Consider the following 18,927-nt stretch of genomic DNA (forward strand, 5'->3'; position numbering starts at 1 on the left):
CCGCATTCGTCATTAGGGCGTTTCGCTTGCTGCGCCGGGGGATGAGGCGTAGATTGCGCCAAAATACATAGAGGATGCCCGCGATGAACCACCCTTTCAGGCGGTCGATGGTCTGGACGGCACTACTCGCCGCGCCGGTGCTGATCGGCGCCACCCAAGTCCCACCTGCGCCGCCCGCCGTTGCGGTGCCAGCCGCGTCCGATGCAATCGACGAGGTCGTCGAACCGGGCATGGCGAGCGACATCGTCCCGTTCATTCAGCCCTTCGACCTTGATGCGACACGGCGGATGTCGGTGAAGGTCATGGTCGGCGGCAAAGGGCCGTTCGCCTTTCTGGTCGATACCGGCGCCGAACGGACGGTGATCGCGCGCGAACTCGCCGCGCGGCTCGACCTGATCGAGGGCGCGAAATTGCGGCTGGCGACGATCGGCGGATCGGCGACGGTGCCCAGTTTCCGCATAGCAGCCCTCCAAATGTCAAACCTGCACCTCGCCGCAGTCGACGCCCCGGCGTTTTACGGTCGCCACATCGGGGCGGCGGGGCTGATTGGCGTCGACATGCTCGAAGAGCGGCGGGTGCTGATCGATTTCCGCAAGGAGACGATGCAGGTGCTGGAAACGCGCAAGCGCGCGCAGCCGATCATCCGCGATGACGACGCGATCGTCGTCACGGCGCGCAATTCGGCGGGGCGCCTGATCCTGTCCGACGCGCGGCTGAACGGCAAACGCATCGACGTCATCGTCGATACCGGCGCCCAGACCAGCGTGGGCAACATGGCGCTGCAAAAATTGGTCGCCAGCAAACGCGCCAACCGTTTCCCCTTTTTCCCCACCGAATTGATGGCGGTGACTGGCGAAGACGTTCCGGCACTCCGCACCGCGATCAAACGGATCGTCATCAATGGCATGGACGTCAACGACCTGCCGGTCAGCTTTGCCGACAGTCAGGCGTTCCGCGCGCTGGGGCTCGAAGACCGGCCGGCCATGCTGCTCGGCATGGACAGCCTGTCGCTGTTCGACCGGGTCGAGATCGACTTCCCCAACCGCCGCGTCGTTTTCGACCTGCCCGATGCAGCGGGCCGCCAGAGCGGACAGCGGATGGCGCTGAATATCGTCGCCAGCGGCGGTTAGGGCGCTTGTCGGCGGCGAAGCGCGGCGGCATAGCAGCGCAATGACCGCCGCCGCCGCTTTCGATTTTGCCGACCAGAAATTTTTCATGCTGGCCGACCGGGCGCTGTTCTGGCCGCGCCACGCCGCGCTGATCGTCGCCGACCTGCATCTGGAAAAGGGCAGCTGGTATGCGGCGCTCGGCCAGCCGCTACCCCCCTATGACAGCCACGATACGCTCGACCGGCTCGCACTACTGGCCGCCGAAACCGGCGCTCAGGCGATCTGGTGCCTGGGTGACAGTTTTCACGACCGCGACGCCGCCAGTCGCATCGCCCCCACGATCGCGGCGCGCCTGCACGGACAGGCGGCAGCGACGCGGTTGCTGTGGATCGCGGGCAACCATGACGGGCTGACCGCCGGTGCCTGGGGCGGCGAAATCGCCGATGAACATATCGTCGATGGCATCGTCTTTCGCCACCAGAGCCGGGCCAGCGAGATACGGCCCGAAATTTCGGGGCATTTTCACCCCAAGCTGCGGCTGACGGTCCGCGGCCGCAACGTCTCGCGCCCGTGCTTTGCAGGCGATGAACAGCGCTTGATTCTGCCCGCCTTCGGCAGTCTGACCGGCGGACTCGCCGCCACCGACCCGGTGATCGCCGAAAATTTCACCGGTCCCTATCGGGCGATGCTCGTCGCAGGCGGGCGGCAACTTTGCTTCCCCTGCCCCGGCCGCGGGCGCGATGACGCTACGGCAACCCGCCTCCTCCGCGCGAACTAGCCGCTAAGCATCACCGAACGGGTGCTTTTTTGGCTGTGGCCAAAAAGCATCACACTGCCAAAAACGACGCAAATGCGGGCCTCCAGCTAGATCGCGCACGCAATTGAGTTATGTTCCGGCGGCAACAAAAATAATGAAATGTTGAGAGGAGTGCCCGACATGAAATCATCTTCCCTTTGTGCTGCCCGATTTATGCGCACCAGCGCGCTCGGTGTTTCGCTGGCGATCGCGGTCGTTGCCGCGCCCGCCTTCGCGCAGGATGCACCGGCTGACGAGACTGTCGTCGATGACAGCGACAACACCCCGATCATCGTCACCGCGCAGGGCCGCTCGCAGCTCTTGTCCGACGTGCCGGTCGCCATTTCGGCGGTGAACGCCGAAACGCTGCAGAACAGCGGCGCGAACGACATTCGTCAGCTCAACCAGGTCGCGCCGTCGCTGCTCGTGTCGTCGACCGGTTCGGAAGCCAATGGTTCGGCGCGTATCCGCGGTATCGGTACCGTCGGCGACAACCCCGGCCTCGAAAGTTCGGTCCCGGTGTTCATTGACGGCGTGTATCGCTCGCGTTCGGGCATCGGCCTCAACGAACTCGGCGAAATCGACCGCGTCGAAGTGCAGCGCGGCCCGCAGGGCACACTGGGCGGTCGCAACTCGTCGGCGGGTCTGATCAGCATCTATTCGAAAAAGCCCGAGTTTGATTTCGGCGCCAATGGCGAAATCACTTACGGCAACTATGACTTCCTGCGCTTCACCGGCAGCGTCACCGGCCCGATCAGCGAAACGATCGCGGCACGGCTCGACGGTGTTTATGTCCAACGCGACGGGTTCTATCGCGACACGACGAACAACACCGACGTCAACGACCGCGACCGCTATTTCCTGCGCGGCCAGATCCTGTTCGAACCGACCGACGCGCTGTCGATCCGGTTGATCGCCGACTATACCTATCGCGACGAGAAATGCTGCGCCGCGACCTATGTCGACAACAGCGTCAACCCGTTCATCGGCAATCTGAACAACCCGTCGACGCCGCTGGCGCCGCTGCAAACCACCGGCAATAACATCATCAACGTGCTGCGCGATCTGGGCCAGCCGCTGTCGGCGTTTAACCAAGGCTATGCCCGCAATATTTCGGTCAGCCCCGGTCGCAGCTATGCCGGTCAGACCAAGGATTACGGCTTTTCGGGCCAGATCGATTATGATTTCGGCGGCGCGACGCTGACCTCGATCACCGCGTACCGCGAATATCGTTCGGGTCAGGCGGGTGACGTCGATTACGGCTCGGTTGATATCCTCTATCGCGGCGAAAGCGACGACGCCTATCGCCAGTTCCACACCTTTACCCAGGAGCTGCGGTTGCAGGGCGAAGCGTTCGACGGGACGCTCGACTGGCTGGTCGGCGGTTTCTACGCCAATGAAAAGCTGACCGTGCAGGACAATCTGCGTTTCGGCAGTCAATATGGCCGCTTCGCAAACTGCCGCATCGTGTCGGGCGGCGCGCTGGCCGCCGGTTATTCGCCGACCTCGCAAAGCTGCCTTGCCGCGCCGGTGCGCGGCCTGATTGCCAGCGGCGGCTCGGCGCTCGGCGCGGGCGGGCCGGCAATCCTTGCCGCACTCGACCGGCTCGACACGCTGAACGACCGGGGGAGCACCATCGACCGCTATTTCCAGAATGGCACGAACTGGGCACTGTTCACCCACAATATCATCCACATTACCGACCAGCTCGATCTGACGCTGGGGCTGCGGTATACCAACGACAAGAAGAAGTTCGACGCGACCTTCGGCAACGACAATAACATCTGCACCGCCAACCAGGCGGCGCTGGCGCCGTTCCTCGCAGGCCCCCTCGCTGCCACCGCAGGCGGCATCATCGGGCTGTCGTGCCAAGGCAATTCGACCGCCGAGCTGAACGGTGTGTCGATCAACGACGAACGGAGCGAGGACGAATGGACCGGTACTGCGATCCTGTCGTACAAGCCCACCGACGATCTGCTGCTCTACGCCAGCTTTGCCCGCGGGTATAAAGCGGGCGGGTTCAACCTGGATCGCTCGGCGCTCAAGAACCCGGTGGTCACCTTTGCCTCGGCAGGTGGAGCTCAGGCACTGGTCGGCAATCTGCAATTCGACCCCGAGCTGGTCGACAGTTATGAAGTCGGCGCCAAATATTCGACCGGTCCGTTCAGCCTGAGCTTGTCGGGTTTCCGGTCGGATTTCAGCAATTTTCAGCTGAACACGTTTAACGGCACCGTCTTTCTGGTCGCGACCGTCAACGGCTGTGACAATCTGATCGGGGGGTCCGGGGCCGATAGCGACTTCGGGACGACCGCCAACGCCACCGGCGCCTGCGCGCCGGGTGATGTGACTTATGGCGTGCGCACGCAGGGCGTCGAGATCGAAGCCCAGCTGGTTCCAGCCCCCAACTTCCGCCTTGCGGCCGGTCTGACCTATGCGCGCACCAAATATCGCAGCGACCTGATCGGCAATAAAAATGGCACGCCGCTCGACCAGGCGCTGCGTAAATTGCCCGGCGACAATCTGTCGAACGCGCCCGAACTGGTCGCCACCGGCAGCGTGACCTGGACCCCCGACATCGGCAGCAGCGGCCTGAGCGGCCTGGTCTATATCGATGGCCGCATGACCAGCGATTACAACACCGGGTCCGATCTGTTCCCGCAAAAGGCGCAGGACGGCTACGCCCTGTTTAACGCTCGCGTCGGGGTGCGCGGCCCCGATGAGAAATGGGGCGTCGAATTGTGGGCGCAGAATATCTTCAACAAGAACTACGCTCAGGTCGCGTTCAACTCGCCGTTCCAGGCAGGGACGACGTCGGCCCCGTTCACCGACCCGCAATATCCGGGCGGCCGCCAGATTTTCTCGCAGTTCCTGGCCGAACCGCGGACCTATGGCGTGACGCTACGCGGCAAATTCTGACCGCACGTCATCTTGAAAAGATTGAGGGCGGGGCCATTGGTCCCGCCCTCTTTTTTTCCATTGCGCGCCGCGGCAAGTCGATTTTTCGCGTTGGACAGCTGTGACCAAAAAGCCGCGCTTGCGCAGCAATCCTATCATGTCGGCGGCTGGCGCTAGCGTCCCACCACGATGTCGTGATACGTTCATTTTCAAATATAAAGTCACGCTGCTCTCCCGCGAAAAACAGAACCGTTTGAGGAGGGCCAGATCCATGCAAACCAATTCCTATCGTGCCGCCCGCTTGCTGCGCGCCAGCGCCGCCGGCCTGTCACTGTCATTCGCCATGCTGGCACCGCCCGCCATGGCGCAGGACGCCGGGGCCGAGGCCAGCGACGAAACGATCATCGTCACCGCCACCCGGCGCAGCGAAGCATTGTCCGATGTGCCGATCGCCGTATCGGCGGTCACCGGCGAAACGCTGGAAAAGACGGGCGCGACCGATGTCCGCGCCCTGGGCCAGGTCGCGCCGTCGCTGCTGGTGTCGGGGGCGACCAGCGAGGTCAATTTTTCGGCGCGCATCCGCGGCATCGGCACGGTAGGGGAAAATCCCGGACTGGAATCGTCGGTCGGGCTGTTCATCGACGGGGTGTATCGCAGCCGCACCGGGGTCGGCCTGTCCGAACTGGGCGACATCGAACGCGTCGAAGTGCTGCGCGGCCCGCAAGGCACTTTGTTCGGCCGCAACTCGACCGCGGGTCTGATCAACATCGTCACCAAAGGCCCCGATCTTGGCGCATTCGGCGCCAAGGGGTCGATCAGCTATGGAAATTATGACTATTGGCGCATCGACGGCATGGTCAACGCGCCGCTGGGCGAAAAGGCCGCGGTGCGCGTTGATGGGGTGTGGCAGCGCCGCGACGGCTTTATCGAGAATGCAACCGCGGGCGAGCCCGACATCAACGACCGCGACCGCTGGCTGGCGCGCGGCCAGTTGCTGCTCGAACCGAGCGAGACGGTGAAGCTGCGCCTGATCGCCGATTATAGCGAGCGCAGCGAAAATTGCTGCGGCGGCGTGCTGCTCAATCCCGTTCGCAACCTGACCCGCGGCGCCGACGGTTTTCCGGTCGCGTCGGCGAACACATTGCTGCCGGTGCTGCAAGCGCTGGGCGCCAACCATCAGGTGCCGCCCGCCGGCACCAGCTTTATCCGGAGCCAGGCGACCACGCCCGGCGTGACCTATCGGTCGGACACCAAGGATTGGGGCGTTTCGGGCGAGGTCAATTGGGATCTGGGGGCGGCGTCGCTAACCGCGATCACCGCCTATCGCGATTACAAGAATGCGCAGGGTCAGGACGCCGATTTCAGCGCGCTCGACATCCTGCGCCGTACCGATCTCGACCGACGGTTCCGCCTGTTCACGCAGGAATTGCGGCTACAGGGTGAAGCGTTCGACGGGCGGCTCGACTGGCTGGTCGGCGGCTATTACGCCAACGAAAAGCTCAACGTCGACGACGACATCGTCTACGGCAATAATTACGAGCAATTCGCCAATTGCCTGCTGTTCGCCAGCGCGCTGCCGACCGCGGTGCTGCCGTCGAACCCGCAATGCGTGAATGTGCCGGTCGTGCAAGGAACGATCGCCGGGCTGAACGCCTTACCCGTCGGCGACCCGCGCCGTGCGTCGATTCCGCTGCTGTCCGCGCTGATCGCCAATCCGGCGCGCCCCGGCTTCGGCTCGCTCGCCGCGGCATTGGGTCAACCGGCGCTGGCGATCAACGGCACCGGTAACCAGGGATCGACCTTCGCCCAAAAAAGCCGCAACTTCGCGATCTTCACCCACAACAGCTTCGACATTGTCCAGGACGTGCTGACCCTGACCGTCGGTGCGCGCTATACCAGCGAGCGCAAGACGCTGGATGCTGACGCCAATTTCAACAACGGCATCTGTTCGCTGGTGGTCAATTCGCCGTTCCAGTCGCTCGCGACTTTGCCCTGCGTCATCAACGGTACTGCGCCCGACCTGCCGCGCGGCACCGCCGGGACCAAGTTCAAGGACAATGAATGGACCGGCACCGCGGTGCTCAGCTGGAAACCAACCCCCGACGTGCTGGTCTACGGCTCGGTGTCCAAGGGGTATAAGGCCGGGGGGTTCAACCTCGACTTCTCGGCGCTCGACCGCACCTGCAACGCCGCCTTTGACACCGCCTGCGCAGCGCGGCTGGCGCTGCCCGCGAACACCAGCGGCAATGGCCGTCCCGAGGCGAGCGACCTGCAATTCGCCAGCGAAAAGGTCGATGCCTATGAACTCGGGGTCAAATATGACGGCCCCGGTTTTGACCTCAACGTCGCCGCCTTTTTTCAGGAATATAGCAATTACCAGCTCAACACCTTCAACGGGGTCAATTTCGAAGTCACCAACATCCAGGCGTGCAAGGACGATCTGAACGGCGCCGATGCCGACGGGTCGGCGACCACCGGCGGCTGTGCCGCCGATCGGCTGAAACCCGGGGTGCGGTCGAAGGGGGTCGAGATCGAGGCGTTTATTCGCCCCGCCCGCTATCTGTCGGTGAACATGGGGCTGACCTATGTCGACACCCTCTATCGCCGCAATCTGGTCGGCACCGGTGGACGACCGCTGTCGCCGGTGTTGTTCCAGCTGCCCGGCCGCGGGGTATCGAACGCGCCGCGCTATGTGGCGACGGCGGGGATCAGCTGGACGCCGCCGATCGGCAGCTCGGGGATGAGCGCGCTCGTCTATTTCGACACCCGCCTGCAAAGCGACACCAACACCGGGTCCGACCTCGACATCGAAAAGGTGCAGGACGGTTTTGCAATCTTTAACGGGCGCATCGGCCTCTATGGTCCAGATCGGCGCTGGGGCATCGAGCTGTGGGGCCAGAATTTGTTCAACAAGCGTTATTACCAGATCGGCGCCGATATGCCGTTGCAGGGCGGCGGCACCTTCCGCGCCGTCGCGGCCCCGGCATCAAGCGGACTCAGCGGCACCGCCAACCAGCTGTTCGTCGGCTTCCCCGGCGAGCCGCGCACCTATGGGGTGACGCTTCGCGGCCAGTTCTGATCCGGCCTCTCCCCCTCCCCGACCGGGGAGGGTGTCGGAGGGCCTGCCGCAACCGGGCACTGTTGCGGTGGGCTCTCTTGCTTTAGGGAACCCATCTCGTCATCCCGGACTAGATCCGGGATCCATCCGCTCTCTCGGAATAGGGGGGCAAGGGGTCGTGAATCGCGGATCAAGTCCGGGATGACGAAGGTGTCGGTCTGCGTCCGGCTATCAACCGCTCCAGTTCCTACCGCGCGCGCGCTGCCTGATGCGCGATGTCGGTCATCAACTTGCGGAACAAGATCCCGCCGGGCGTCCCCGATGATTTGAGCGCGCGCTCGCAGTCGATCAGGCGGCTCATCAATCGCGCGACGCGCACCGAATCCCAGATACGCAGCTGCGCGGTCACCGCGTCGCGCTCTTTCCAGAAAATTCCGCTGGTGCGCGCCGCGACGACGGTCGCGGGATGCGCTCCGGCATCGACCTCGGCGCGCAACCGCGCAAGCGCCATTGCCCGGATCGCCAGCGCGCGGATGATGCGGATTTCGGCGACGCCGACGGCGGTCGCCTTCGCCAGCATCGCAGGCAGGTCGCGCACTTTTCCGCCTAGGGCGACGTTGATGCACTCGCTGACGTCTTCCTCATGGGTTGCGGCGCCCAGCGCGGCGATGTCGGCGGCGGTGACCTGCCGCTGGCGATCGGCGGCGGCGTCGAGATACAGCGCCATTTTCTCTATTTCGCGACGCATCAACGCCTGATCGCCCGACACCAGATCGATCAGTAATTGCGCCTCGGCATTGGCCAGCCGCAGACCCTGCTCCTGCGCGGCCGCCATCGCGATGCCGACCAGTGCGCGGCGATCGGGCTGGTAACAGATCGCGGCGACGGCGTGGTTCGATCCTTCGACCAGCTTGACCAGTTTCGATTTGGCGGTGACCGACGCGCCGGTGGCGATCACCGGGTTGATGACGATGTCGGCGGCTAGCAGCGCCTCGACCGCCGCCAGGCTGTCATCGCCGCTGCCAGCGAGTTCGAGCCGGATGACCCGCGCCGAAGAAAAGAGCGACATTGATGCGGCTTCGGCGGCGAGCAGCGAGGGATCCTGCGCCAGCTGCGATCCCGACAGGTCGAGCCGTTCGGCATCCTTGCCCGCGAGACCGACCAGATGATTCGCAACTGCGGCCATCGTCGCCTCGTCGGGACCAGTCAGCAGGATGAAGCGGACCGCAGGTTCGAGGCGCGACTGGCGTTCGAGGTCGGCGGGCTTGACCGTCTTCATCGCCGGTTACGGGGTTGGCGCGGGCATCGCCGGTGGCAGGGCCGATGTTCGCCCGCCGCCGCGATCGGCATAGACGGCGAGCCGCGCGACAATCTGATCCGAGATTCCAGAGGCAAGCCGCTCGAGCACCGACGATTCGGCAGCGATCGTCGCATATTCGCTGCCGACGACATCGATCCCGGCATCTTGCGCCGCGGTCGCGTCGAGCAGCACCTCGCCCGATGCGGCATCGACGAGCTGATAGCGCGCGCGCAACGTCCGGCGTTCGCGGGTGACCGCATCATCGGCGCGGACCCCGAAACCAGTGATCGAATCTTCGAGCCGGACGTCGAGCCGCAGCCGCTTGCCGGCGCCTTGGCCGCCCTGCGTCGCCTGCAACCGGTCGCGCAGCGCGTTGCGGACCAGCCAGCCGCTATGCCCCTCGATCGCAGCGACATCGACGTCGGCCAGCACCTGCGCCACCGCGCCCTGACTGCCGTTGGCATACAAGGGACGCAGCCCGCAACCGCCAAGGGTCAGCGAGGCGGCGACAAGGGTGGAGGTTAGGAGGCTGCGCATCTTGGACACTAATGACCCTTATTCCGTTCGTGTCGAGCGAAGTCGAGACACCTCGACGGCGTGCACGAACGATTGGCATCTCGACTTCGCTCGATGCGAACGGAGTTGGCGAGATGCGTTTGAAACCATCTTCTAAGGTACGATATTCACCAAACGGTCGGGGACCACAATCACCTTCTTCGGCACTGCGCCGCCCAGCAGTTCGGCGATGCGTGGGCGCGACAGCGCTGCGGCTTCGATCGCGTCCTTGTCGAGCCCTTTGGCGAGCGTCATCGTGTCGCGCAGCTTGCCCGCCATCTGGATCGCGATGGTCACCTCGTCATCGACGAGCAGCGCCGGATCGGCGGCGGGCCATGCGGCATCGGCGATCATCGCGGTCGTCCGCTGCGCCGGGGGCAGCGCCGCCCACGCTTCCTCGGCGAGATGCGGCAGCATCGGCGCGACGAGGCGGATCAGCGTCAGACAGGCTTCGGCGCGGGTCGCCGACGGTTTCGCCTTTTCGATGTCGTTGGCAAGCGCGTGGATCTTCGCCACCGCCTTGTTGAAGCCAAGCGATTCGATGTCCGCTGCGACGCCAGCGATCGCTTGGTGCAGCTTGCGGGCGAGACCCTTGTCTTCACCGCCGTCGCCGATGTTTTCGGTGTCGCCGAACAGCCGCCATAGACGCTGGACGAAACGCCAGGCGCCCTCGATGCCGGCCTCGCTCCACGGCAGGTCACGCTCGGGTGGGCTGTCGGACAGCATGAACCACCGCGCCGCGTCGGCGCCGTACTGGTCGAGGATGGCGTCGGGATCGACGACATTCTTCTTCGACTTCGACATCTTGATCACGCGGCCGACATTGAGTGGGGCTTGCGGATAATTGCCTTCAACATAAGGCTTTCCATCGTGCCACTCGATTTCGGCAGGGCTAAAAAACACCTCTCTGTCGCCGACATCCTCTTGCATGAGCATCGAATAGGTTTCGTGCGTCACCATGCCCTGCGTGAACAGGCTGGCGAAGGGTTCCTTGATATCGATCATCCCCAGCTTGTTCAGCGCGCGCGTCCAGAAGCGCGCGTAGAGCAGGTGGAGAATCGCATGTTCGATGCCGCCGATATATTGGTCGACGGGCAGCCAGCGGCGGATGACGTCGGGATCGAAAGGCTTGTCCGACGGCGCGCTGGCGAAGCGCAGGAAATACCAGGACGAATCGACGAAGGTGTCGAGCGTGTCGGTTTCGCGCACCGCCGCACCGCCGCAAGTCGGGCATTGGGCGTGCTTCCATGTCGGATGGCGGTCGAGCGGATTGCCGGGGACCGAAAAATCAGCGTCCTCGGGCAGCACGATCGGCAGCTGGCTCTTTGGCACCGGCACCAGGCCGCAGGCGTCGCAATGGATGAAGGGGATGGGCGTGCCCCAGTAACGCTGGCGCGACACGCCCCAGTCGCGCAGGCGCCAGACAGTCGTGCCCTTGCCCCAGCCCTCATGCTCGGCACGCGCGATCACCGCGGCCTTCGCCTCGTCGATGCTCATGCCATCGAGGAAATGACTGTTCACCAGCTTGCCGGGGCCGGTATAGGCCTCGGTGCCGGTGAAATGCTGGGCGGTTTCGTCGCTCCCCGCTTTCGCGAGGGCAGGCTCGGCAATCACGCGGTGAACCTGCAGGCCATATTTATGTGCGAAATCAAGGTCGCGCTGGTCGTGCGCCGGGCAACCGAAAATCGCGCCGGTACCATAATCCATCAGCACATAGTTCACCACCCAGACCGGCATATGCCAGTTCGGATCGAGCGGATGTTCGACCGCCAGGCCGGTGTCGAAACCCATCTTCTCGGCGGTGTCGATCTGTTCAGCGGCGGTGCCCTGACGGCGGCATTCCGCGATGAACGCCGCCAGTTCGGGCGAATCCTTCGCCAGTTTCTCCGCCAGCGGATGGTCGGGCGAAATCGCGGCGAAGCTCGCGCCATAGAGCGTGTCGGGGCGCGTCGTGAAGACGTCGAATCCCGGTGCACCGCCCGCGAGTTTGAACGAGAACTCCAGCCCCTGCGACTTGCCGATCCAGTTTTCCTGCATCAGCCGAACCTTGTCGGGCCAGCTTTCGAGGCTGTCCAGCCCCTCAAGCAATTCCTCGGCAAAGTCGGTGATCTTCAGGAACCACTGCGACAGCTTTTTCTTTTCGACCAGCGCGCCCGATCGCCAGCCGCGACCGTCGATCACCTGCTCATTGGCGAGCACGGTCATGTCGACCGGGTCCCAATTGACATAGCTGTGCTTGCGCGTGACCAGACCCGCGGCGAACAGATCGAGGAACAGCGCCTGTTCCTGGCCGTAATAATCGGGCTCGCACGTCGCGAGTTCGCGGCTCCAGTCGATCGCCAGGCCGAGGCGTTTGAGTTGCCCGCGCATCGCCGCGATATTGTCGCGGGTCCAGCCGCCCGGATGGACGCCCTTTTCCATCGCGGCATTTTCGGCGGGCATACCGAAGGCGTCCCAGCCCATCGGGTGGAGCACGTCGTGGCCGGTCATCCGCTTGAAGCGCGCCAGCACGTCGCCCATCGCATAGTTGCGGACATGCCCCATATGGATGCGCCCCGACGGATAGGGGAACATCTCGAGGATGTAGGCTTTCGGCCGATCTGCGCTGTCGGTCGTGGCAAAGCTGTTCGCCGCCTCCCACGCCTTTTGCCAGCGGGCGTCAGCGGCGAGGGCGCCAAAGCGCGGTTCGCGGGTCATTCGTCGGTTACCCCGTTCGTCTGTCGTGTCGGCGCGGGCGCGCCGCCGGATTAGCCCTCGATGGCGCTACGGCGCAGGTCGCGGGCGCGGGTGAGGATGATTTCCTCGAGCTTTTGCACGGTCGCCGCCTGCACCGGGGCATCGACCCAGGCGCCGCCCTGGGCGACCTGGCGCGATGCCGCGACGCGCAGCGCATCGGCCCGAAGATCGCGGTCGAGGATCGACACGGTGACCTTCATCCGCTCGCCCGGATTGCCGGGGTTCGCATACCAGTCGGTAATGATGACGCCGCCCGACGAATCGGCCTGGAGCAGCGGCATGAACGACAAGGCGTCGAGCGAGGCGCGCCACAAATAGCTGTTCACGCCGATGGTCGTGACCTGGCTGGCGGCGAGGTCGGCGCGCGGCCGGTCCTTGCTGGCGCAGGCCGAAAGCCCGAGCGCCGCGAGCCCGAGCAGCACGAACTGGGCCGGACGGCGACCACGTGCGGCAGTGCGCTGGGCAAAGACGGAAAGCTGGGACATGCCGATAACACCTTATATTATAGGCGCCGCCGGATCATAAGATCCGCGCCGCGCAGAACGGAATTGCCAGCGTCTCTATCGTCGTTGCCGCCGCCGGGCAAGCGCGGCAATTTCGGTGGGGTGGCGGTTCAGATTCTGGTCAGATTGAGGACCGACTGTGGTGATCGCGCAACAATTTTACCCAAAAACGGTTTTGCCATAATAATTTGCCGGGATTCACTGGCAAAATCATGCCAGGAGGCCTATCTCCTGAATCACTTGGGGTTGGAGTCGCAGGGTCATGGCGCGGAAATCGCGACATTTTTGGAAGGGCAGTCTCACCGCTTTGGCGGTGGTTTCGCTTGCCTTGCCGCCTGCTCTCGCTGCGATGTCACGCTCTGAGCGCATCCGCGATACAGCTTTGTCCGAAACGCTGCTGGGTCAATTTACCCCGGCATCGGGCGATCCGCGACTGATCGCGCGCTATGCCAAAATGTCGGCCGAACAGCGCCGCAGCTTCAGCTTCACTCCCGCGCTGACCGATGACAGCCGCAAGAACCGCGCAATCACCGTCGTGATTCGCGCCCGCGACGATGCATCGAGCGCCGCACGCACCTCCGCCATTGCCGCGGGACGCACGGCACCGATCGCGATCACGCCCGTGGCCTACAATCTGGGCGCATCGGTCGGGTTCGAAAAATTCGTCACGCCTACGCTGCCGCGCGGCACCGACCTGCGCAACTTGCCGGTCGCCAAAGCGCCCGAACAGGCCGAGAAAAAGTCCCGTTTTGCGACGCGCATGCTCAACCGGCCGAGCGATCCCAGCGGCGCGACCGACCGCATCACCACACCCGGCGAAGCCTCTGCGGTCGATGTCGTCAGCAGCTATCGCCTGACCAAGAATATCGATGTCACCGCCGGGGTCCGCTATCGCAGCGACGATCGCGTCGAACCGTTGACCGATACCCGCCGCGACAGCCAGGCGGTCTATGTCGGAACCGCGTTCCGCTTCTGACGCGTCCGGCGCTTCACCGCCGCATTTTCCCAAGCATCGATCGCCGCCCAGCCGGGTATGATCCGACTCATCCGGCGGTTCAGTTCGCGCGCCCGCGCGGGAGTCATTCCGCCAAGCGCGACCGGCTGCCCCCCCGCGAGACGCGCCAGCCGCAGCCAAGCGGCCAAGCCGAGCGCCGCGACGCTACGATGCGAGCGCGTCGAATGCAGTGGCGAGATGAAAGCGCCGGTGGCTCCTACGCGGCGGGCGCGGCGCGCCTCGCGCCCATCATGGACCGGCATCGTCAACAGCAAGTCCAGCCGCAGCGCCTGCGCGGCGCGGTGCGTGTCGTGCTGCCGCAGATGGACGCCATGAGCGCCCCAGCGCCGCGCGAGTTCGGGCGGGCCGGCGAGAAATATCGTCAGGCTCCGTGTCCGCGCCATATGCATCAGCCGCCGCAACAGGCGCCAGCGCGCGCCGGGGGCCAGGCTGTCATGGCGCAGGACGATCCCGCTGCCAGGTGGCAGCAGCGCCGCCAGCCGCGCGACACTGACCGTCAGCCGTTCGTCGCTAAATAGCCATTGCGGCGGCAGGGGGTGGCGTCGGACCATCGCCCTTCCTATAGGCGCGTCGCGGGCGCACGCAACGCGCCGGGATGGGACGAATGATGAGCGACGCGGCAGACAGGCTGGCTGAAGTAAAGGCAAAGATCGCCGACGCGGCAACGCGCGCGCGGCGGCGCGCCGACGACATCTGCCTGATCGCGGTGTCGAAAACGCACGACGCCGCCGCGATCCGCCCGCTGATTGCGGCGGGCCAGCGCCACTTCGGAGAGAACCGCGTTCAGGAGGCAGCGGCGAAATGGCCCGAACTGCGCGCCAAAACCCCCGACGTCAAACTCCACCTGATCGGCCAGCTGCAATCGAACAAGGCCGACGAAGCGGTCGCGCTGTTCGACGCCATCCATTCGGTCGATCGCAGCTCGCTGGTGCAGGCACTCGCCAAGGCTTGTGAACAGGCGGGCAAGCAGCCGCAGCTGTTCGTTCAGGTCAATATCGGCGACGAGGCGCAAAAGGGCGGCTGCAAGGTCGCCGACCTGCCCGCATTGCTGGCCGAAGCCGCGGCCGCAGGGCTGACGATCGACGGCCTGATGGCCATCCCCCCCGCCGACATCGAACCCGCGCCTTTCTTTGCGCTGCTCGACGAACTGGCCGAGCGGAACGACTTGCCCGGACGCTCGATGGGGATGAGCGGCGATTATGAAACCGGGGTGATACTGGGCGCGACGCATGTGCGCGTCGGGACGGCGTTGTTCGGGATACGTGGGCAGGTAGACGGCTAGCGATCGAGAACTAGCCGTCGCCCCCGCGAAGGCGGGGGCCGCTGTCGGTTTGCGCAGCAGCGTACGGAAAGGATGCTTGCGGCCCCCGCCTTCGCGGGTGCGACATTGGGGTGAAACGTCCACTTCCTACCCCGAAGCACACCTCAAACGCCCGATCTACTGATACTCCACCGTCACCGGAATTCGCCCGCGATAGTCGCCGTCGTCGGCGCCTGCGATCTGCAGACGACCGCCGAAGCGAAAGACAAGGCGGCCATCGGGGCCGAGGCGCGGGGCGGCGTTGAGGTCGGTGGCGAGGCCGGTGACGCGCGCGGTGCGGCCGTGACTGCCCTCCAGATCGACGCTGGTCGGCAGGATGACACGCACTTCGGCGCCCGGGGCGCCGCGCACGGTGACCACACCCGTCAATGCAAAGCCGCCGAGATCAACGACGTCGCCGCTGAGGCGGCGCGTGCCCGATACCGGGTCGACCGCGACCTCGCCGCCCATCGCGCCGACCGCGATTCGCCCCATGTCGAGCCGCGTTTCGACCTCGACGCGCAGCGGCACCTCGGCCTCGCGCGCCGCCAAGCTGGACGCCTTTTCCGGCGCGCAGAGCAGGCACTGCGCCGATGCCGCGGGCGCGGTGGCGAACATCAGCACACAGGCAAGGAAAAGGCGCAGTTTCACCCCTGAACGCATAGCCGCGCTATGGTTAACCCCGCGTAAAACGCCCGCGCCGCTAATCGCTGGCTAGTTTTCCGCTTTTCGGCCACAGATGCGCGATGCAGACACCCCCGCCGTCCCCCCGGCTGAACGCGCTCGCCACCGCCGTGCCGGGCCACGACATCCATCAGGCCTTTATCGACTGGGCGACCCCGCGGCTGGCCGACGAACGCGTGCGCGCGGTGTTTTCGCGGATGACCGCGCGGTCGGGGATCGACCATCGCTGGTCGGTGCTGCCCCCCACAGCGGGCGGCGGATCGCCGGTTGCGGCGGGCGGCTTTTACGACGTTCCCGGGCTGCCGCCGACGTCGGTGCGGATGCGCGCTTATGCCGACCATGCGCCTGAGCTCGCGATGCAAGCGATTGCGGCGCTGGGCGATGCGTTCGATGCGGCGCGCATCACCCATATCGTCGTCGCCAGCTGCACGGGCTTTGTCGCGCCGGGGATCGACCAGATATTGGCGCGGCGGCTGGGGCTGGCGGCGACCGTCGAGCGGGTGCTGATCGGGTTCATGGGCTGCTACGCCGGGGTCACCGCGCTGCGCACCGCGCGGCATATCGTACGGTCCGAGGCCGATGCGGTGGTGCTGGTGGTCAGCGTCGAATTGTCCACCTTGCACCTGCAGCTCGCCGATCAGCCCGAACCTTTGCTCGCGATGCTCCAGTTCAGTGACGGCGCCGCAGCGGCGATCGTGTCCGCCGATGCCGCCGGGTTCGAATTGGGCGACGGCGCCAGTCTGGCGCTGGAGGACAGCGCCGACCTGATCCGCTGGGACATCGGCGACACCGGCTTTGCGATGCAATTGTCGGGCGAAGTGCCGGGTCGGCTGCGCGATGCCTTGTCTGCCCTGGAGGTACGAAGCCAGCTGTTCGGCGCGGGCAATCCGCCGCCGCTGCTCGCTGTCCATGCCGGGGGCCGGTCGGTGCTCGATGCGGTCGAACATGCGCTCGGCGTTCCCTCCGAAGCGCTGGCCGACAGCCGCGCCGTGCTCGCGCGCTTTGGCAACATGTCGTCGGCAACGATATTGTTCGTGCTGGCCGACATGATGGCCCGCGGTGCAAAGGGCGACGGGCTGGCGATCGCCTTCGGTCCCGGACTCGCCGCCGAAGCGATCCGCTTCACGGCATGACCCCCTTCACCAGCCTTCGCGCGCCGATCGACGCCGAGGAGGAAATGGACGCGGTAGAGCTGGCGCCCGCACGCTACGCCAAAGTGCTCGCCGACCTGTCGCGGATCAACGCGCTGACGCTGGCGGCGCGGCCCACGCTGGGGTTTCTGGACCGCGTCGCCGCACGCGGGGTGGGGACAAGGCCGTGGCGCATCCTCGATGTCGGCTTCGGCAGCGGCGACATGCTGGCGCGGATCGACCGTTGGGGAGCGCATCGCGGCGTCGCGCTCGATCTGGTCGGCGTCGATCTCAACCCGAACAGCGCGCCGGTTGCCGACGCGCGGCTCGGCGGGCGGGCGCGGCTGGTCACCGGCGATTATCGCGATCTGGCGGGGCAGGGGTGGGACATCATCCTGTCCAGCCTGGTCACCCATCATATGAGTGCGGCCCAGCGCACGGAATTCCTGCGCTTCATGGACGCCGAAAGCGCGCGCGGCTGGCTCGTCAACGATCTCCACCGTCAGCGCCTGCCCTTTGCCGGTTATCCGCTGCTCGCGGCGCTCGCGCGGGTCGATCCGATCGTCCGCCGCGACGGTCAGCTGTCGGTCGGGCGCAGCTTCCGCCGCGCCGAATGGCAAGCGATGCTGGCGGAGGCTTTGCCCGAAACCGCCACCCACGCGCGCATCTTTCGCAGCTTTCCCTATCGGTTGTGCGTCGAGCGCCTGAGATGACCGATGCAATCATTATCGGCGCCGGACCGGCGGGTGCCGCAGCCGCGATCGGGCTGGCGCGCGCCGGGGCCAAAACATTGTTGCTCGAACGGATGCGTGAAACCGGCGATGCGCTGTGCGGCGGGTTCTTGAGTTGGCACTCGCTGGCGCGGCTCGACGCGCTCGGGATCGATCGCGCCGCGCTGGGCGGGCAGCAGCTTACGCAGGTGCGGCTGTTTGCCGGGCGGCGGTCCAGCGAAACCAACTTGCCGCAAACAGCCATGGGCGTATCGCGCCGCCGTCTCGATACGCTCTTGCAGGCAGCGGCGGTTGCCGCCGGGGCGGATATGCAGCGCGGCGTGTATGCGACGATGATCGATGGAGCGACCGTCCAGACCCGCGACGGCGCGACGCTGGCCGCGCCCGCGTTATTTCTGGCTGCGGGCAAGCACGGTTTTCGCGGCCAACCGCGCGCCCCGGCGCCGTGGCAGCAGCGCGATCCGGTGATGGGTCTGCGCTTGCGGCTGCCACACCACATCGCGCTCGACCGCCTTATCGGCGACGCGGTCGAGCTCCACCTGTTCGACCGCGGCTATGCCGGGTTGGTGCGGCAGGAGGACGGCAGCGCGAACCTGTGCCTGGCGACCCACAAGTCGCGGCTCGACGAAGCAGGCGGCGATCCGGAGGCGCTGCTCCGCGCGCTCGGCGCCGCCCATCCGGTGCTGGGCGAGCGGCTGGCATATGCCGACTGGTCGCAATCGATCGATGCGATCGGGCATGTCCCCTATGGCTGGCGCACCGCCGATGCCATGCCGGGACTGTTCCGCCTCGGCGATCAGGCGGGGGTGATCCCCAGTCTGGCAGGCGAAGGCATGGGGTTGGCGCTCGCCAGCGGCAACGCGGCGGTGGCGGCATGGCGCCGCGGCGGCGGCGATGCTGCGCCCGCGTTCCAGCGCGCGCTTGCGGCGCGCATGACGCGGCCGTTTGGCATCGCGAGCGCTGTTTGGCGTACCGGCGAAAATCCGCGCACCGCGGGCGGTTTGACCTCGCTGGCGGCGGCCTTTCCATCGCTGGTCCGCTGGGCGTCGCAAGCAACGCGGATCCGGGACGACTGAACGGCCCGCCCCTTGCGGGACCGCGGTTTCGACCCGATA

At 65.6% G+C, this 18,927-nt stretch carries 15 protein-coding genes; 9 read left to right on the forward strand and 6 right to left on the reverse strand.

Annotated elements, in window-relative coordinates:
* The first annotated feature begins 83 nt into the window (after positions 1-83).
* The 4 genes from J2X44_RS00240 to J2X44_RS00255 all read left to right on the forward strand — a co-directional run bounded on the left by J2X44_RS00240 (position 84) and on the right by J2X44_RS00255 (position 7,879).
* Positions 84-1,130: a retroviral-like aspartic protease family protein gene (locus J2X44_RS00240; protein ID WP_310087219.1), complete on the forward strand. Its 1,047-nt coding sequence runs from the start codon at positions 84-86 to the stop codon at positions 1,128-1,130.
* Between the two features lie 40 nt (positions 1,131-1,170).
* Positions 1,171-1,887, forward strand: coding sequence for a ligase-associated DNA damage response endonuclease PdeM (gene pdeM, locus J2X44_RS00245; protein ID WP_310087221.1), 717 nt, complete (start codon positions 1,171-1,173; stop codon positions 1,885-1,887).
* A gap of 159 nt (positions 1,888-2,046) precedes the next feature.
* The gene (locus J2X44_RS00250; protein ID WP_310087223.1) at positions 2,047-4,821 is read left to right on the forward strand and encodes a TonB-dependent receptor domain-containing protein; all 2,775 of its coding nucleotides are present in this window, start codon (positions 2,047-2,049) and stop codon (positions 4,819-4,821) included.
* 250 nt (positions 4,822-5,071) lie between these two features.
* Entirely contained in the window at positions 5,072-7,879 is a 2,808-nt protein-coding gene (locus tag J2X44_RS00255; RefSeq protein ID WP_310087224.1) for a TonB-dependent receptor, read from the forward strand.
* Positions 7,880-8,105: 226 nt separating this feature from the next.
* Here the strand turns inward: J2X44_RS00255 and holA are convergent, their stop codons facing one another.
* The 4 genes from holA to J2X44_RS00275 all read right to left on the reverse strand — a co-directional run bounded on the left by holA (position 8,106) and on the right by J2X44_RS00275 (position 12,934).
* Entirely contained in the window at positions 8,106-9,137 is a 1,032-nt protein-coding gene (gene holA / locus J2X44_RS00260) for a DNA polymerase III subunit delta (protein WP_310087226.1), read from the reverse strand.
* A 6-nt stretch (positions 9,138-9,143) separates the two neighbouring features.
* The gene (gene lptE / locus J2X44_RS00265; RefSeq protein WP_310087228.1) at positions 9,144-9,695 is read right to left on the reverse strand and encodes an LPS assembly lipoprotein LptE; all 552 of its coding nucleotides are present in this window, start codon (positions 9,693-9,695) and stop codon (positions 9,144-9,146) included.
* A 132-nt stretch (positions 9,696-9,827) separates the two neighbouring features.
* Positions 9,828-12,410, reverse strand: coding sequence for a leucine--tRNA ligase (leuS, locus tag J2X44_RS00270; RefSeq protein WP_310249169.1), 2,583 nt, complete (start codon positions 12,408-12,410; stop codon positions 9,828-9,830).
* A 50-nt stretch (positions 12,411-12,460) separates the two neighbouring features.
* Positions 12,461-12,934 carry a DUF3576 domain-containing protein gene (locus tag J2X44_RS00275; protein WP_310087232.1) on the reverse strand — a complete coding sequence of 158 codons (474 nt, stop codon included), beginning with the start codon at positions 12,932-12,934 and terminating at the stop codon, positions 12,461-12,463.
* A 367-nt stretch (positions 12,935-13,301) separates the two neighbouring features.
* Between J2X44_RS00275 and J2X44_RS00280 the strand changes: the two genes are divergently transcribed.
* The gene (locus J2X44_RS00280) at positions 13,302-13,928 is read left to right on the forward strand and encodes a hypothetical protein (protein WP_310087235.1); all 627 of its coding nucleotides are present in this window, start codon (positions 13,302-13,304) and stop codon (positions 13,926-13,928) included.
* Here J2X44_RS00280 and J2X44_RS00285 read toward each other — a convergent pair.
* A complete protein-coding gene (locus tag J2X44_RS00285) occupies positions 13,901-14,518 on the reverse strand; it encodes a thiamine phosphate synthase (protein ID WP_310087236.1) in 618 nt (205 codons plus the stop codon). The two genes, J2X44_RS00280 and J2X44_RS00285, sit on opposite strands and share 28 nt — an antisense overlap.
* Positions 14,519-14,574: 56 nt before the next feature.
* Here J2X44_RS00285 and J2X44_RS00290 point away from each other — a divergent pair, with 56 nt between their 5' ends.
* Positions 14,575-15,249 carry a YggS family pyridoxal phosphate-dependent enzyme gene (locus J2X44_RS00290; protein WP_310087238.1) on the forward strand — a complete coding sequence of 225 codons (675 nt, stop codon included), beginning with the start codon at positions 14,575-14,577 and terminating at the stop codon, positions 15,247-15,249.
* A gap of 156 nt (positions 15,250-15,405) precedes the next feature.
* On the opposite strand, the gene J2X44_RS00295 is transcribed toward J2X44_RS00290, so the two are convergent.
* Positions 15,406-15,918 (reverse strand): DUF4402 domain-containing protein, encoded by a 513-nt coding sequence (locus tag J2X44_RS00295; RefSeq protein ID WP_310087240.1) that lies wholly within the window; start codon positions 15,916-15,918, stop codon positions 15,406-15,408.
* 95 nt (positions 15,919-16,013) lie between these two features.
* On the opposite strand from J2X44_RS00295, the gene J2X44_RS00300 reads away from it, so the two are divergent.
* The 3 genes from J2X44_RS00300 to J2X44_RS00310 are packed head-to-tail and all read left to right on the forward strand — an operon-like array spanning position 16,014 to position 18,888.
* Entirely contained in the window at positions 16,014-17,084 is a 1,071-nt protein-coding gene (locus tag J2X44_RS00300) for a 3-oxoacyl-[acyl-carrier-protein] synthase III C-terminal domain-containing protein (RefSeq protein ID WP_310087242.1), read from the forward strand.
* The gene (locus J2X44_RS00305; protein ID WP_310087244.1) at positions 17,081-17,794 is read left to right on the forward strand and encodes a methyltransferase domain-containing protein; all 714 of its coding nucleotides are present in this window, start codon (positions 17,081-17,083) and stop codon (positions 17,792-17,794) included. Before J2X44_RS00300 ends, J2X44_RS00305 begins: the two co-directional genes overlap by 4 nt.
* Entirely contained in the window at positions 17,791-18,888 is a 1,098-nt protein-coding gene (locus J2X44_RS00310) for an FAD-dependent monooxygenase (protein ID WP_310087246.1), read from the forward strand. The genes J2X44_RS00305 and J2X44_RS00310 overlap by 4 nt, the downstream gene beginning before the upstream one ends.
* Positions 18,889-18,927: the final 39 nt, after the last annotated feature.

Source organism: Sphingopyxis sp. BE259, from assembly GCF_031457495.1.
In the GTDB taxonomy this organism is placed as follows: Bacteria; Pseudomonadota; Alphaproteobacteria; order Sphingomonadales; family Sphingomonadaceae; genus Sphingopyxis.

What these genes read in the sequence shown, in the direction of transcription:
- pdeM (WP_310087221.1), top strand. Translation starts at nt 1,171, where the DNA reads ATGACCGCCGCCGCCGCTTTCGATTTTGCCGACCAGAAATTTTTCATG.
- J2X44_RS00310 (WP_310087246.1), top strand. Translation starts at nt 17,791, where the DNA reads ATGACCGATGCAATCATTATCGGCGCCGGACCGGCGGGTGCCGCAGCC.
- lptE (WP_310087228.1), bottom strand. Translation starts at nt 9,695, where the DNA reads ATGCGCAGCCTCCTAACCTCCACCCTTGTCGCCGCCTCGCTGACCCTT.
- J2X44_RS00275 (WP_310087232.1), bottom strand. Translation starts at nt 12,934, where the DNA reads ATGTCCCAGCTTTCCGTCTTTGCCCAGCGCACTGCCGCACGTGGTCGC.
- J2X44_RS00240 (WP_310087219.1), top strand. Translation starts at nt 84, where the DNA reads ATGAACCACCCTTTCAGGCGGTCGATGGTCTGGACGGCACTACTCGCC.
- J2X44_RS00305 (WP_310087244.1), top strand. Translation starts at nt 17,081, where the DNA reads ATGACCCCCTTCACCAGCCTTCGCGCGCCGATCGACGCCGAGGAGGAA.
- J2X44_RS00300 (WP_310087242.1), top strand. Translation starts at nt 16,014, where the DNA reads ATGCAGACACCCCCGCCGTCCCCCCGGCTGAACGCGCTCGCCACCGCC.
- J2X44_RS00255 (WP_310087224.1), top strand. Translation starts at nt 5,072, where the DNA reads ATGCAAACCAATTCCTATCGTGCCGCCCGCTTGCTGCGCGCCAGCGCC.
- J2X44_RS00290 (WP_310087238.1), top strand. Translation starts at nt 14,575, where the DNA reads ATGAGCGACGCGGCAGACAGGCTGGCTGAAGTAAAGGCAAAGATCGCC.
- J2X44_RS00285 (WP_310087236.1), bottom strand. Translation starts at nt 14,518, where the DNA reads ATGGTCCGACGCCACCCCCTGCCGCCGCAATGGCTATTTAGCGACGAA.
- leuS (WP_310249169.1), bottom strand. Translation starts at nt 12,410, where the DNA reads ATGACCCGCGAACCGCGCTTTGGCGCCCTCGCCGCTGACGCCCGCTGG.
- J2X44_RS00250 (WP_310087223.1), top strand. Translation starts at nt 2,047, where the DNA reads ATGAAATCATCTTCCCTTTGTGCTGCCCGATTTATGCGCACCAGCGCG.
- J2X44_RS00280 (WP_310087235.1), top strand. Translation starts at nt 13,302, where the DNA reads ATGTCACGCTCTGAGCGCATCCGCGATACAGCTTTGTCCGAAACGCTG.
- holA (WP_310087226.1), bottom strand. Translation starts at nt 9,137, where the DNA reads ATGAAGACGGTCAAGCCCGCCGACCTCGAACGCCAGTCGCGCCTCGAA.